The 14906-nt window shown below is 69.6% G+C and carries 13 protein-coding genes; 8 read left to right on the top strand and 5 right to left on the bottom strand.

Annotated elements, in window-relative coordinates:
- Positions 1-705 precede the first annotated feature (705 nt).
- Complete coding sequence (locus tag CKO28_RS22515) at positions 706-1095, top strand: helix-turn-helix domain-containing protein (protein WP_200343143.1); 390 nt, start codon at positions 706-708, stop codon at positions 1093-1095.
- Between the two features lie 230 nt (positions 1096-1325).
- On the opposite strand, the gene CKO28_RS22510 is transcribed toward CKO28_RS22515, so the two are convergent.
- Entirely contained in the window at positions 1326-2642 is a 1317-nt protein-coding gene (locus CKO28_RS22510; RefSeq protein WP_200343142.1) for a DEAD/DEAH box helicase, read from the bottom strand.
- A 431-nt stretch (positions 2643-3073) separates the two neighbouring features.
- On the opposite strand from CKO28_RS22510, the gene CKO28_RS22505 reads away from it, so the two are divergent.
- The 3 genes from CKO28_RS22505 (at position 3074) to CKO28_RS22495 (ending at position 5050) form a co-directional block, all read left to right on the top strand.
- On the top strand, positions 3074-3973 hold the full coding sequence (locus tag CKO28_RS22505; RefSeq protein WP_200343141.1) for a substrate-binding domain-containing protein: 900 nt from the start codon (positions 3074-3076) through the stop codon (positions 3971-3973).
- Between the two features lie 86 nt (positions 3974-4059).
- On the top strand, positions 4060-4455 hold the full coding sequence (locus CKO28_RS22500; protein WP_200343140.1) for a hypothetical protein: 396 nt from the start codon (positions 4060-4062) through the stop codon (positions 4453-4455).
- 130 nt (positions 4456-4585) lie between these two features.
- On the top strand, positions 4586-5050 hold the full coding sequence (locus CKO28_RS22495) for a hypothetical protein (protein ID WP_200343139.1): 465 nt from the start codon (positions 4586-4588) through the stop codon (positions 5048-5050).
- Between the two features lie 15 nt (positions 5051-5065).
- Here CKO28_RS22495 and CKO28_RS22490 read toward each other — a convergent pair whose 3' ends face one another.
- The 4 genes from CKO28_RS22490 to serA all read right to left on the bottom strand — a co-directional run bounded on the left by CKO28_RS22490 (position 5066) and on the right by serA (position 10376).
- Positions 5066-5611: an MOSC domain-containing protein gene (locus tag CKO28_RS22490; protein WP_200343138.1), complete on the bottom strand. Its 546-nt coding sequence runs from the start codon at positions 5609-5611 to the stop codon at positions 5066-5068.
- 83 nt (positions 5612-5694) lie between these two features.
- Positions 5695-7980, bottom strand: coding sequence for a 5-methyltetrahydropteroyltriglutamate--homocysteine S-methyltransferase (metE, locus tag CKO28_RS22485; RefSeq protein ID WP_200343137.1), 2286 nt, complete (start codon positions 7978-7980; stop codon positions 5695-5697).
- A gap of 271 nt (positions 7981-8251) precedes the next feature.
- Positions 8252-8626 carry a hypothetical protein gene (locus CKO28_RS22480; protein ID WP_200343136.1) on the bottom strand — a complete coding sequence of 125 codons (375 nt, stop codon included), beginning with the start codon at positions 8624-8626 and terminating at the stop codon, positions 8252-8254.
- A gap of 139 nt (positions 8627-8765) precedes the next feature.
- Positions 8766-10376, bottom strand: coding sequence for a phosphoglycerate dehydrogenase (serA, locus tag CKO28_RS22475; RefSeq protein ID WP_200343135.1), 1611 nt, complete (start codon positions 10374-10376; stop codon positions 8766-8768).
- Positions 10377-11210: 834 nt separating this feature from the next.
- On the opposite strand from serA, the gene CKO28_RS22470 reads away from it, so the two are divergent.
- From CKO28_RS22470 to CKO28_RS22455, 4 genes are all read left to right on the top strand, one after another.
- Positions 11211-11966, top strand: coding sequence for a class I SAM-dependent methyltransferase (locus tag CKO28_RS22470; protein WP_200343134.1), 756 nt, complete (start codon positions 11211-11213; stop codon positions 11964-11966).
- 153 nt (positions 11967-12119) lie between these two features.
- A complete protein-coding gene (locus CKO28_RS22465; RefSeq protein WP_200343133.1) occupies positions 12120-12956 on the top strand; it encodes an SAM-dependent methyltransferase in 837 nt (278 codons plus the stop codon).
- Positions 12957-13121: 165 nt separating this feature from the next.
- The gene (gene metK / locus CKO28_RS22460) at positions 13122-14300 is read left to right on the top strand and encodes a methionine adenosyltransferase (RefSeq protein ID WP_200343132.1); all 1179 of its coding nucleotides are present in this window, start codon (positions 13122-13124) and stop codon (positions 14298-14300) included.
- 342 nt (positions 14301-14642) lie between these two features.
- Positions 14643-14906: adenosylhomocysteinase (locus tag CKO28_RS22455; protein WP_200343131.1), on the top strand; the 264-nt coding region annotated here is incomplete at its 3' end.

The raw sequence follows: 14906 nt of genomic DNA, 5'->3' as shown, positions 1-14906 counted from the left end.
GCAGGGGGCGCGGGTGCGGGGATCGCGACAGACGGGAGCGGCCGGGCCCACGGCCGGGGCGATTCCGGTGTCGAGCCGGTGCACCCGGTGCGGCCGTCGGATGCGCCGCACGACCGGGCGGACGGTCCGGCGGACGCGTGGCCGCGGCGAGACGCCGCAAGAAGCGACAGGGAACCGGCCAGCCCCAACCAGTTGGACAGACCGAGCGAGCCTTCAGCGGCACCTGGCGGCGCGCACGGGACTCCGGGCGGCGGCCGGGCGCTGGTACCGGTCGCGCGGGCGTCTCTGCCGGCGGCCGTGGATCCTGGCCCGACGAATCACGGGCGCGTACCGGTGGCAAGCGCGCCGCGCCTGGCCGCCCCGCTGTCTGCGGCCACGGCTGTTGCCGTGCTGGCGGCCGGGGCGGCCGGACCCGACGGTGCGGCGTGGGCCGGTACCGGGGCCGCGTCGCGCACGGACAGCGCCGCGCGGGGGGCGGCGCGGGCGGCCGCATCGGCCAGCGACTCGTACCGGCGGAACGGGGGCTTACCGCCGTTGGGCGTCCAAAGCGGCCGGGTTTTCCGCGTCACGATTTAAAACGTTAGCTGCAAAATACACGTTAAAAGTGAAGGGTAAGGTAAAACTACCACTTTTCATTGATCGTTTTGCCTTTCCTCCGGAAGATGCGCCCTGTGGACCGATCAGCGGTCTCTGCTGCGACAAGGGATGCCCGTGAAACGCAATAACTTCAAAACGCAAGACATCGAACGCCACGTCGGTCAGCGGATCCGCGAGCGCCGGACCATGCTCGGCCTGACCCAGCAGCAGTTGGCGGAGTTGATCGGGGTCACCTATCAGCAGGCGCACAAATACGAACGCGGCATCAACCGTGTTTCGGCCGGCCGGCTGTACGAACTCGCCACCGTGCTCGGGGTCGACGTCAACTTCTTCTTCGCCGGCCTGAACGAGACGGGGGAGGGCGAGAGCTTCTCGGCGCGCCAGCGCATGTGCCTCGACCTGGCCCGGAACTTCGCCAAGATCGACGACGAACGCCAGCAGGACGCGATCGCCCAGCTCGCCCGCGTGCTGGCCCGGGAGCATCACGGCGACGAATAGGGCGTCGTGGATGCCCGCGCAGAACGCGAGTCGCGCCCGGACCCTGGCGGACTGTGGATAACTCTCTGGAAAAACGGCTCCGCCTGTGGATAAGGCGGAAAACTCCGGCTTGACCGGGGCCGGCCGCCGAGTCCCCAGGGTCGGGCCCTGGGGACAGGCGGCGCCGGCGTGGGGCGGACCGCGGAATGGCGATCGGCCGTCCGCGATCCGCCCTTCAAACGGCGGCTGGGTTAGGCCGCGCGGCGGTTGCCGCGGGGCGGACGCTCGCCGCTCTTGGACGGCTTGGGCCCGCGGGCGGCCTGATTGCTCGGCTTGCCCTTGCCCTGATAGCCGCCCTTGCCGCCGGCGTTGGCCGGCTTGCGCCCGGCATGGGCGTGCCGCTCGCTGGCGATCGGCCCGTCGCCGATGATGGTCAGGCGCTGCTTGGTCATTTTCTCGATGCGCTTGAGGTCGTTTTGCTCGCTCGGATCGCAGAACGACAGCGCCACCCCCTCGGCGCCCGCGCGCGCGGTGCGGCCGATCCGGTGCACGTAGCTCTCCGGCACGTTCGGCAGCTCGAAGTTGACCACGTGGCTGACGCCGTCGACGTCGATGCCGCGCGCGGCGATGTCGGTGGCGACCAGCACGCGCACGCGGCCGTCGCGGAACTGCTTCAGGGCGTGCTGGCGCGCGCCCTGGGTCTTGTTGCCGTGGATCGCGTCGGACGGTACGCCGTCGGTCGACAGCTGCTTGGCCAGTCGGTCGGCGCCGTGCTTGGTGCGGGTGAACACGATCACCCGATCCATCTCCGGGTCCTGCAGCAGGCTGGACAGCAGCTCGCGCTTGGCCGGCTGCCGGACGTGGTAGACCCGCTGATCGATCCGCTCGACCGCCGGGGCGTCCGGGGTGATCTCGACCCGCGCCGGGTTGGACAGCAGTTCGCGCGCCAGCTTGTCGATCTCGCCCGGCATGGTGGCGGAGAACAGCATCGACTGCCGCTCGGCCTTGACCATGCCCGCGATCTTCCGGACGTCGTGGATGAAGCCCATGTCGAGCATCCGGTCCGCCTCGTCCAGCACCAGCGTCTGGACCGCGTCCAGGCGCACGCTGCGCTCGTTCACGAGGTCGAGCAGCCGGCCCGGGGTCGCGATCAGGATGTCGACGCCCTTGGACAGCTGGCGCTGCTGCTTGCCCTTGGGTACGCCGCCCAGCACGACGGCCGAGCGCAGGTTCAGCCCGCGGCCGTAGGTGCGGCAGGCTTCGTGGATCTGGATCGCCAGTTCCCGCGTCGGGGCGAGCACCAGGGCGCGCACGCCCTTGTTCGGCACGCCGGTCTTGTCGGCGGCCAGGCGCTGCAGGATCGGCAGGGTGAAGGCGGCGGTCTTGCCGGTGCCGGTCTGCGCCACGCCCAGCAGGTCGCGGCCGTCCAGCAGCGCCGGGATCGCCTGCGCCTGAACCGGGGTGGGCGTGTCGTAGCCCTGCTCGCCCAGGGTGCGCAGGATTTGCGCGTCGAGGCCGAGGTCGGTGAACGCCGGCTGGTTGGCCGGGGTGGTGTTGTCGTTAGTCAAAGGATCACGGTCTTTCTTGTGAACGCCGACGCCCGAGGAAGGCCGTCAGGGCAGGCGTGCACAAACGCTCGGCGTCGGGGGAACCGATGCGGGGCGCGCACACGACAGAGACCCTGACGAGGTCCGGCGCGTTGCCCTGGTTCCACACGCGAGTTGGAAACGAGGCGGGTGTTTGTTGGGAACTGCTCGGGATGACCGGGCGGCGCCGGGGCGCCTTATGCTCAAGGCCGGGTTCGCGTGATCGCGAGAAGAACTGCGCTGTAAATGAACGCTGCGCCGCACAAAGTCAAGCCATGTTTGATGCCGGAACGTGCGTTTGATCCGGCACCGCGCCGTTCGTAGCACGTTCGGCAGACGGGGCCGGCGGTTCTGTGGCATCGTGGGCGCAAGATGCCGCCAACGCCGCCTTGCCCACAACCCGATCGACGCCCGTGCACGAATACCTGACCACCCACGAAGTCGCCGATTACCTGCGGATCAAGGAGCGCCGGGTCTACGAACTGGTCCGGCAGCGCCAGATCCCGTGCACCCGCGCGACCGGCAAGTGGCTGTTCCCGCGCGCCCTGGTCGACCGCTGGGTTGCCGAGCAGCTGGAAATGGCGCCGCGCGGCGCGCGCGAAACCCCGCCGGTGGTGGCGGGCAGCCACGATCCGCTGCTCGACTGGGCGGTCAAGGAGAGCGGCTGCGGCCTGGCGCTGCTGCCGGGCGGCAGCCTGGACGGCCTGAAGCGCCTGGCCGACGGGGAGGCGCGGCTGGCCGGGCTGCACCTGTTCCACGCCGATCTGGCCGACAGCGATCCCGAAGCCGCGTTCAACATCCCCAACGTGAAGGACGCGGGCGCGCCGGCCGACGCCGTGCTGCTGGAATGGGCGCGGCGATCGCAGGGGCTGGTGGTGCCCGCCGGCAACCCGGACGGCGTGGCGGGGCTGGGCGACCTGGCGGCCAAACGTATTCCGGTGGTCCGCCGGCAGGCGGAATCGGGCAGCGGCCTGCTGCTGGACCATCTGGCCCGGCAGGCCGGCCTGGGCGCCGGCGACCTCAGCTTCGTCGAGGAGACGGCGCGCAGCGAGATGGACCTGGGTCTGGCCATCCTGGAAGGCCGGGCGCGCGCCGGCGTCGCGGTGGAGGCGGTGGCGCGCAGCCTGCAGCTCGGCTTCGTGCCGCTGATGCAGGAGCGTTTCGACCTGCTGCTCGGCCGGCGCGACTACTTCGGCCCGGCGGTGCAATCCCTGATCGCCTTCGCCCGCAGCGACGCGTTCGCCGACCGGGCCCGGCGCATGGGCGGCTACGACGTCGGCCGGTTCGGCGCCGTGCACTATAACGCGCCATGACCCGCGTTCTCTCCGCTGCCCCAAGGGCCGCCCCAAGGGCCGCCCCAAGGGCCGCCCCAAGGGCCGCCCTAAAGGCCGCCGCGGCAATGGCCGTTCTGATCTGCCTGGTCGCGCTGCCGGCGTCGGCGCGCGAGGCCTGCTGGTCGGGCTGGGGCTATTTCGTCGCGCCGGGCAGCCTGGCGTTCCAGTCCGACCGGCTGCTGCTGGTGACCGATGGCCCGGCCGACTGGGTCCCGGGGAAGCGGATCGCGCTCTACCGCCTGGATCCGGAGACCGGCCGGCGGGTCGACGGGCGGGCGCCGATCGTGGTCCGCCCGCGCGCGCCCAGTTTCGCCAGCCGCAACGGCAACCGCACGGTCGACGATGTCGCCGAGGTGGTCGGACGCGACCAGCAGCTGATGCTGGGGATGACCCGGATCGGCCCGGCCAGCGCGGCGCGCAGCCAGGACAGCCTGGCCTGGGCGTGCGGCCGGGCGCGGTAGCGCGGCTTTCCCAAAACGGTAACGGCCGTTTTACGCCGTTGTCATGAAACCCCGGCATTGGTCGCCGCTTGGGGGCGCACCCGGTGGGTGGCTCGGTCTCCGACCACGCCGATTCTCAAGGGGTTCGAACATGAAGATCAAGCACACGGCGCTCGCGCTGATCGCGGTGGCTGGCCTGGCGGGCTGCGCGACCGGCGGCGATCGGACGATGCAGCAGACCGGCGCCGACCCGGCGGTGCAGCTGCAGGACGTCAATCCAACCGGCCTGCGCGAGATGTCCGCCGCGGAGATCCGGGCCAACCTGGTGCACGGCACGTTCGTGCGCGACGGCAAGCGCACGCTGGCCGCACGCGTGCACCCGGACCACGAACTCTCGGCCAAGGCGTTCGGCGGCGACACCGGGCTAACCACCGGGCAGGGCCGCTGGACGATCAAGAATGGCAACGACTTCTGCACCAACTGGGACGGCGCCTTCGCCAGCACCGGCCTGACCTGCTTCAAGGCCTACCGCAGCGGCAAGCAGGTCGTGTTCGCCACGCCCGACGGCCGGGGCATGTCGGTCACGCTGGTCGGCGGCAACCCGTACGCGCTGTAGGGCGCTTACCGAGCGCTAAACGGGTTCCAGCGGGCGGTACGGGCCGTCCGGCGGGCGCGCCTCGATCGCGTCGCCGGGCCGGACCGTGCCGCCCGTGCGCACGACCGCCATCACGCCGGCCAGCCGAAGCAGCCGCCCCTCGGCGTCGCGGTCGAGCACGGCCTGCATCAGCCCCGACCGGTAGGCGTCCAGCTGCCGGCAGGGGTTGCGCAGGCCGGTGACCTCGACCGCCGCCGCGGTGCCGAGCAGCAGTACCGTCCCGGTCGACAGGGCCAGCAGGTCGATCCCGCGGCTCGTCAGGTTTTCCCCCAGCGCCGCCGGCGCGACGTCGAAGCCGCGCGCGGTCAGCGCGTCCAGCAGCTCGCCGTGGATCAGATGCACCTGACGCAGGTTGGGCTGGCTCGGGTCCCGGGCGACGCGGGAGCGGTGCTTGACCGTCTCGCCCGCGTGCGCGTCGCCCGACACACCGATGCCCGCGACCAACTCGATCGCGGGCACCGGCTGCTTGCTGAACGTGTGGGCCGCGCTTGCGGCCACCGTGTCGACGTGCGCCCCGGTCATGGCGCAAGCCTCGCCCGGCCGGGGCCGCCCGCGCAAGCGACGGTTCGGTGAAACGCCGGCGGCCCGGTAACGCGGCGCGCCGCCTACGCCGCCCGGCGCATCTCGCGGGCGGCGGTGACCAGGTTCTTGAGCGAGGCCTCGACCTCCGGCCAGCCGCGGGTCTTCAGGCCGCAGTCCGGGTTGACCCAGAGCTGGTCGGCGTCGATCACGTTCGCGGCCTTGGACAGCAGGTCGCGCATCTCCGCGCTCGACGGCACGCGCGGGGAGTGGATGTCCCACACGCCGGGGCCGATCTCGTTCGGGTAGCGGAAGTCGACGAAGCCGTCGAGCAGCTCCATGGCGCTGCGCGAGGTCTCGATCGAGATCACGTCGGCGTCCATCGCCGCGATCCACGCCATGATGTCGTTGAACTCGGCGTAGCACATGTGGGTGTGGATCTGCGTCTCGTCGGCGACCCCGGCGGACGCGATCCGGAACGCGTCGACCGCCCAGCGCAGGTAGCCTTCCCAGTCGGCGCGGCGCAGCGGCAGCCCCTCGCGCAGCGCCGGCTCGTCGATCTGGATCAGCCGGATGCCGGCGTTCTCCAGGTCCTGCACCTCGTCGCGGATGGCGAGCGCGATCTGGTGGCAGGTCTCGCGGCGAGGCTGGTCGTCGCGCACGAACGACCACTGCTGGATCGTCACCGGCCCGGTCAGCATGCCCTTGACCGGCTTGTCGGTCAGCGACTGGGCGTAGGCCGACCACTTGACCGTCATCGCCTCCGGCCGGCTGACGTCGCCGTAGATGATCGGCGGCCGGACGTAGCGCGAGCCGAACGACTGCACCCAGGCGTGCCGGGTGAAGGCGAAGCCCTCGAGCTGCTCGCCGAAGTACTCGACCATGTCGGTGCGTTCGAACTCGCCGTGCACCAGCACGTCGAGGCCGAGCTCCTCCTGCAGGCGCACCGCCTGCTCGGTGGTGGTCTTCAGGAAGTCCTCGTACTGCCGGGCGTCGATCTCGCCGCGACGGAACTGCCCGCGCGCCCGGCGCACCTCCCGGGTCTGCGGAAACGACCCGATCGTGGTGGTCGGGAACTTGGGCAGCTGCAGGTGCTTCTGCTGCTTCTTGCGGCGCTCGTGGAAGGCGCTGTGGCGCTGCTTGTCGGCCTCGGTGATCGCGGCCGTGCGCGCGCGCACCTTCGGGTCCCGCACGCGGGCCGAGTCGCGGCGCGCGCGGATCGCCTGGTCGGCTGCGTCGAACGCCTGCCTGGCGGCGTCCCGGCCGTGGTTGCCGGCGGTCGCCAGCGCGCTCAGTTCGTGCAGCTTCTGCTTGGCGAACGCCAGCCAGGACTTCAGCTCGGCGTCGAGCTGGTCCTCCATCTCCAGGTCGATCGGCGTGTGCAGCAGCGAGCACGACGGCGCCAGCTCGAGCCGGTCGGCGCCAAGCGCCCGCTTGGCCTGCTCGACCACGGGCAGCAGCCCGCTCAGATCGGCGCGCCAGACGTTGCGCCCGTCGATCAGGCCGAGCGACAGCACGGTCTCGCCGGGCAGCGCCTGCAGCACCGACTCCAGCTGGTCCGGCGCGCGCACGAGGTCGACGTGCAGCCCGTCCACCGGCAGCTGGGCCGCCAGCTCGGTGTTGTCGCGCAGCCCGTCGAAGTAGGTCGCCAGCATCAGCTTCGGACCGGCCGCGGCCAGCCGCTTGTAGGCGGCGGGGAAGCTCGCCCGCTCGGCGTCGGTGAGGTCGAGCGCGAGACGCGGCTCGTCGATCTGGACCCAGTCCGCGCCGGCGGCCGCGAGGCGCTTCAACACCTCCTCGTAGACCGGCAGGACGCGCTCCAGCAGGTCCTGCGGCTCCAGGTCGGACTCCTTGGCCTTGCCGAGCGCCAGGTAGGTCACCGGCCCGAGCAGCACCGGCCGGGTGTGGACCCCGGCGGCCTTCGCCTCCTCGAACTCGTCGATCGGCTTGGTGCTGGCCAGGTGGAACTGCTGGTCGCGATGAAACTCCGGGACGATGTAGTGGTAATTGGTGTCGAACCACTTGGTCATTTCCATGGCCGGCGCGTCGTCGGTGCCGCGGGCCATGGCGAAATAGGTGTCGAGGTCGACCGTCCCGGGGGCCTGAGCCCCGGCGCCGCCGGAAAAGCGCGGCGGCACCGCGCCGAGCATGGCGGTGGTGTCCAGGACCTGGTCGTAGAACGAGAAGTCGTTGGACGGGATCACCGACAGGCCGGCGTCCGCCTGCTCCCGCCAGTTCTGATGGCGCAACGCGCGGGCGATCTGGGCCAGCTGGCCGGCGTCGCTCTCGCCCGCCCAGTAGGCCTCGGTCGCCTTCTTCAGTTCGCGGGTACGCCCGATACGCGGAAAGCCGAGGTTCGCGGCACGAATCATGCTGCTCCCCCTGATTGGTTTGTCCGGTGTTCGATCGGCCCGTTTGCGGGGGGCCTACAGGTGCCCCTTCGGACCTTGGCCGCGGCGTCGCCGGCGCCCGCTGCCTGGGTGCGCCCGGCGCGGATCGGGCAACGCCGCGGCCTGCCTGGCTACACGGCCGCCACGTAGCGCGGGATTTTCCGGATTCAACGCCCGGGCGACCGGGAAGGCCATTGGACCGGCGACGGCCGGGGTCGCGGCGACCGGCGGGGAATCCCGCGACGCCGCGGGCTCAGTCGACCGCGAGGTGGGGCAGCGGGATGGTGTTCTGGGAGGCGTCGGCGAACAGCGAATCCAGCTGTCGCAGCTGCGCGCCCGCGGCCGCGCCGTCGGTCGCGGGCGCGATCTCCAGGGCGTCCCAGAACGGCTGCCACAGCGGGCCCTGACGGACCATCACCCAGGACCAGGTCGTCCGGTCGACCTCCAGCAGGCCCAGGACGTGCAGCTTTTCCCAGTTGACCTTCTTGAGCGACAGGCCGCCGTCCTTCTCCGCCCGGTCCTTCAGTTCGCGCAGCGTGACGAAGTCCGCCGGCAGGAAGAACAGCAGGCGCGCCTGATAGATCGACACCGACCAGTACCGCCGGCCGTAGACGTCTTGTCGGCTCATGCCAGGGTCGGTCCTTTCGGTCGTCCCGGGGGCGTCAACGCGCGCGCGGGCGCCGCGTTCGCCTTGGCGTGCAAAAAGCCCCCGGCCGCAGGGTCTGCGGCCGGGGGCTGGAGATCGGCTCCGCACGGACGGCGGGCGGCTACTCCGCCGCTTCGGCCAGCTGAATCTGCGGATGCCGGAAGACGTTGACGTCGCGGATCGCGGGCAGCCTGTTCAGCTTCTCCACGACGTGCGGGGCGACGTCGTCGTCGACCTCGATCAGCGCCAGGGCGTCGCGGCCGCGCTCGGCCCGGCCGAGGTGGAAGGTCGCGATGTTGATGCCCGAGTCGGCGAGCGTGCTGCCGACGTCGCCGATCAGACCCGGCTTGTCCTCGTTGGAGATGTACAGCATGCGCGGGCCGAGTTCAGCTTCCACGGCGATGCCGTCGATCTCCACCAGACGGGGCTTGTCGCCGCCGAACAGCGTGCCGGCGAGGGTGTGGGTCCCCGCTTCCGACTGCACCGTGACCCGGAGCAGCGTCTGGTAGTCGTGGTCGCGCTCGTGTTTGACCTCGCTGACCTCGATGTCGCGTTCGCGGGCGATCACGGGCGCGTTCACCAGGTTGACCGACGCCAGCACGGGGCGCAGCAGGGCCGCGAGCGCGGCCTGGGTGATCGGGCGGGTGTTCAGGTCGGCGACCGTGCCCTCGTACTCGACCTTGATGCTGGAAATGCCGCTCTTGGTCAACTGACCGGCGAACGAGCCGATCTGGTCGGCGAGCGTCAGGTACGGGCCCAGGTGCTCCGACTCCTCGGCCGTCAGGCTGGGCATGTTGAGCGCGTTGCTGACCGCGCCGGTGGTCAGATAGTCGGCCATCTGCTCGGCGACCTGGACGGCGACCTTCTCCTGGGCTTCCGAGGTGGAGGCGCCCAGGTGCGGCGTGCAGACGGCGTTCTCCTGCTCGAACAGCGGATTATCGCGGGCCGGCTCTTCGGCGTAGACATCGATCGCCGCGCCGGCGACGTGACCGTCGCGCAGCATCTCCGCGAGCTCCGGCTCGACGATCAGGCCGCCGCGCGCGCAGTTGATGATCCGCACGCCCTTTTTCATCTTCCGCATCGCCGCCTTGTCGATCATGCCCGTGGTCTGCTCGGTCTTGGGCACGTGCAGGGTGATGAAGTCGGCGCCGGCGTACAGCTCGTCCAGGCTGTCCACCCGCTTGATGCCCAGCATCCGGGCGCGCTCCTGGGTCAGATAGGGATCATAGGCGACCACCTTCATGCGCAGGCCGCGGGCGCGCTCGGCGACGATCGCGCCGATGTTGCCGCAGCCGATCAGGCCGAGTGTCTTGTTGGTGACCTCGACGCCCTGGAACTTCGACTTCTCCCACTTGCCGGCCTTGGTCGAGGCGTCGGCCTGCGGGATCCGCCGGGCCATCGCCAGCATCAGCGAGATCGCGTGCTCGGCCGTGGTCACGGAGTTGCCGCCGGGCGTGTTCATCACCACCACGCCGCGGGCGGTCGCCGCCTCCTGGTCGATGTTGTCGACGCCGATGCCCGCCCGGCCGATCACGCGCAGGTCCGGCGCGGCATCGACGATGTCCCGCGTGACTTTCGTGGCGGAGCGGATCGCCAGCCCGTCGAAGCCGGGCAGCTTCCGCTTCAGCTCGTCGGGCGACAGGCCGGTGGCGACCTCGGCTTCGACGCCGCGCTGACGGAACACCTCCACCGCGCTCTCGGACAGTTTGTCGGCGATCAGTACCTTGGGCATGTGCCCTCCCTTGTCGTTTCCTCAGCAGCTGGGTCTTTTCCCCAGCAGCTGGTCCTCAGCAGCTGGCGGGCCGGCTGCCGTTCCGGTCCGCCGGCCGACTGACCGGCCGTGCGACCAGGCGGCCGCCGGGCGGGCGATCCGGGCGCGTGGCCTTGGGCCCCGCCGGTCGCCTCCAGTCCCGGACCGGCTATTCGATCGCGGACCCGCGATATCGATCGCGCGGCCCCGTCGTGTCGCTGGCGCGTCAATAACCGTCGCCAACAGACGATGTGCACCTGCGATGGCGCAAGCCGCCGGCAGGGCCGCGACCCGGTCGCGATCCGTTGACGGCCCTCGTATGCGGCCGATGTGCGGTCGTATCCGGCGATCCGCCCGCGACCGCGCGCGGGGATGGAACCTTGACCGCCTGATGACGTAGATACCAAACAAACGGTCGGTATTGAACAACTTATGTTGCTCTGCACAAGCTGGCGGCGATGCCAGCCGGGCGGCGGCCCGAAATATAGGGCAAAGACGGCGAAAAAAGTGCTGGCAGAAGCGCCACTTAGGGAAGGCTTCAACCCAAGGTGCGAAAATGTGGTTGAAAATGTGAAAAAAGACCGTTCAATGGCGTACCACAAGAGAGCGGCGGAAAGCCGCGGTGGTGGCACGGTGACTGGGGCCGCAGGCCCACTCTCGGGAACCGTGGTGACATAAAACCAAAACAATACTGGCGATCGGGGCGCGGGCGAACCTGCGCGTTCGCCAACTCGGTGTGCGGCGCAATACCGAGCGGTGCGTCCGGTCGAGATCGCCAAAAAACATCGGTCAATAGCGCAGAAGCTGGAGGCGATAATGGAAAGCGAAATCTATCAGCGTGAGTATACGGACGACTTCGTCAACCGCTGGGATCGGCTGATCGGCTGGGAAGGCCGCGCCAAGGGCGAGGACGGCTTCTTCGAAAGCCTGCTCGACCAATACAACTGCAAGAGCGTGGCCGACATCGCCACCGGGACCGGCTTCCACGCCATCATCCTGGCCGAGCAGGGCTACGAGGTGACGGCCACCGACGGCGCCGAGGCGATGGTCGAGAAGACCAAGGAAAACGCCCAGCAGATGGACGTGACCCTGAAGGACGCGCAGCCGGTCGATTGGCGCGAATTGGACAAGGTCTACGCGCACAACAGTTTCGACGCGCTGCTGTGCCTGGGCAACGCGTTCACCCACCTGTTCGACGAGGACGACCGCAAGCGCTCGCTTGAGGCGATGATGAACGTCCTCAAGCCGGGCGGGATCGCGGTGATCGACCACCGCAACTACGACAAGATCCTGGACCACGGCTACGACAACAAGCACCAGTACTACTACGTCGGCAGCGGCGTCGACGCGCGTCCGGTGATCATCCAGGACGACATGGTGCGCTTCGAGTACAGCTATCCGGACGGCAACAAGTTCCACCTGACCATGTTCCCGCTGCGTCAGGCCTACGTCCGGCAGCTGCTCGACGATGCCGGCTTCACCGAGGTCCACAGCTACGGCGACTTCGAGAAGAAGTACGACCCGGAGAACGTCGACTTCCTGCAGGTGGTCGCGCGCAAGCCGCGCCACTAAGGCCGCCGCGCCCGGCCCGCGGCCGCACAGGGCGTCGCGGGCTGGCCGGCTGGAGCCGAGAGCGCCCGCCGGCGCCGCGCCGCCGCCATTGACGATCGGCGGCCGGCGCGGCGCCGACCGGGCGTCGACGACAGCACAAGGGAGGCCGAAATCATGGCCGAAGCTGCCCAGAACATCCGCGACATCGTCGAAACGACGAAGGCCTATTACGACGGCCCCGCGGACGAGATCTACCGCGATATCTGGGGCGAGAACGTCCACATCGGCTACTTCGAGGACCCGAAGACCGAGGATCTGCAGACTGCGATGCACCGGTCCAACGTCAAGCAGGCGGACCCGGTGAACCTGCAGCCCGGCGAGCTGATCCTCGACGTCGGCTGCGGCTACGGCGCGCTCGCGCGGTTCCTGGCGAAGAACTACGGCACGCGCGTGCTCGCCACCAACATCTCCGACAAGGAGCTGGACTGGGGCCGCGAACTGACCCAGCAGGAGGGCCTGGAGGACAAGGTGTCCTTCGAATGGGCCGACTTCCACGACCTGCAGTACGACAAGGACACCTTCGACTACTACTGGTCGCAGGAAGCCTTCCTGCACGCGGTCGACAAGCGCAAGGTCCTGGACGAGGCCCACCGGGTGCTCAAGCCGGGCGGCAAGCTGGTCATGACCGACCTGCTGGTGCGCGACGGCACCCCGGATGAGGACCGCGAGATCATCTATTCCCGGGTGAACAGTCCGGACATGTGGGACGGTCACCACTACGTCGAGGCGCTCAAGGACATCGGCTTCACGATCGAGCGCCACGAAGACTGGTCGTCCAACGTGGCCCCGACCTACGGCTGGGTGCGTAGCCAGCTGGAGACGCGGCGCGACGAGTTCGAGCAGCGCATCTGCAAGGAGCGCGTCGACGACACCTCGCAGAAGCTGCAGTACTGGGTCGACAGCGCCAACGCCGGCAAGATCGGCTGGGAATACTTCATCGCCCGCAAGTAAGGCGCGGCGCCGGCCGCTTGTCCGGGGCGCGTGGCGCCCCGGCGACGGCTGGGGCGGCGGCCGAATTCTGCGCGCTCAGGCCCCCTGCCGGTCCCGGCCGCGCGCCGGGTATCCCGGCGCGCGGGCCCGAAGCGCGCGCAAGAAGACACTGAAAAGGAGCACTTCATGTCTGACGGCTATATCCTCACGAGTGAATCCGTCGGTCCGGGCCACCCGGACAAGATCGCGGACCAGATCTCCGATGCCGTGCTCGACGAGATCCTGAAGCAGGACAAGGGCGCGCGCGTCGCCTGCGAGACCCTGGTCAACACCGGCCTGATCCTGCTGGCCGGCGAGATCACCACGACCGCGCAGGTCGATTACCAGCAGCTGGCGCGCGACGTCGTCTGCGACATCGGCTACACCGACAGCAAGCTGGGCTTCGACGGCACCAGTGCGGCCTGCCTGATCGCGCTCGACAAGCAGAGCCCGGACATCGCCCAGGGCGTCGACGAGGGCTCCGGCCTGGACCTCGACCAGGGGGCCGGCGACCAGGGCCTGATGTTCGGCTTCGCCTGCCGCGAGACCGACGAGCTGATGCCGATGCCGATCCAGCTGTCGCACCGTCTGACCGAGCGCCAGGCCCAGGCCTACCGGAAGAAGCAGCTCGCCTGGCTCCGTCCGGACGCCAAGTCCCAGGTCTCGGTGATCTACGAGGACGACGTCCCGAAGGCGATCGATACCGTCGTGCTGTCGACCCAGCATGACGACGATGTCGACTACGAGACGATCCGCGAGGGCGTCATCGAGGAGATCATCAAGCCGGTGATCCCGTCCGACATGATCTCCAAGGACACCAAGTTCCTGGTCAACCCGACCGGGCGCTTCGTGGTCGGCGGCCCGCACGGCGACTGCGGCCTGACCGGGCGCAAGATCATCGTCGACACCTACGGCGGCATCGGCCGTCACGGCGGCGGCGCGTTCTCCGGCAAGGACCCGACAAAGGTCGACCGCTCCGCCGCGTACGCCGCGCGCTACGTCGCCAAGAACGTGGTCGCGGCCGGCCTCGCCGACGTGTGCGAGGTGCAGCTGTCCTACGCCATCGGCGTGGCGCACCCGACATCCGTCCACGTCAACACCCAGGGCACGGCCAAGATCTCCGAGCGCCGGATCGAGCAGCTGATCCGCGAGACCTTCGACCTCCGGCCGAAGGGCATCGTCAACATGCTCGACCTGCAGCGTCCGATCTTCCGCCAGACGGCCAGCGGCGGTCACTTCGGCCGCGAGCTGGACGACTTCACCTGGGAGAAGAAGGACCGCGTCGAGGCGCTGCGCGCCGAGGCGCCGGCCCACGCCGCGCAGTAAGCGCCGGCACGTCCGGGCGATCGCACCGTCCCCGCCGCCGGCCGCAAACCGACCGGCGCGGGGACGGTCTTTTGCCCCGAAGTCGACCCCCCGGCCCGGCCGCGCGGCGCGCGCGGCCGGGCCGGGGGCGCCGCCGCAAGGGCAAGCCGCTGAAAGGTGGAGTTACCTTTCAGCTGAATCCCGCCCAAGCTTTAACGAGGTAGGGCGAAATTCAGCCTGAAGGCCGGCTGGCCTTCGGCGAGGTCGCCCTAGTTCATCAGACATCTGACCTCCGGCGCCCGCGCGCCCGACGGCGCGGCGGCGGCCGGAGACACGTTCAAATACGGTCATTGGAGGCCATCGATGCAGGAATTCACCGACTACAAGGTTGCGGACATTTCGCTCGCTGAGTGGGGTCGCAAGGAGATTGCGATCGCCGAGACGGAGATGCCGGGGCTGATGGCGCTGCGCGAGGAGTACGGCCGGGACAAGCCGCTGCAGGGCGCGCGGATCGCGGGCTGCCTGCACATGACGGTGCAGACGGCGGTCTTGATCGAGACGCTGACGGCGCTGGGCGCGGAGGTGCGCTGGTCGTCGTGCAACATCTTCTCGACCCAGGACCAGGCG

Origin of the sequence: Rhodovibrio sodomensis (assembly GCF_016583645.1) — a bacterium.
Lineage (GTDB): Bacteria > Pseudomonadota > Alphaproteobacteria > Kiloniellales > Rhodovibrionaceae > Rhodovibrio > Rhodovibrio sodomensis.
Note: the sequence above shows the minus strand (reverse complement) of the source record. Positions and strands in the feature narration are given on the sequence as shown.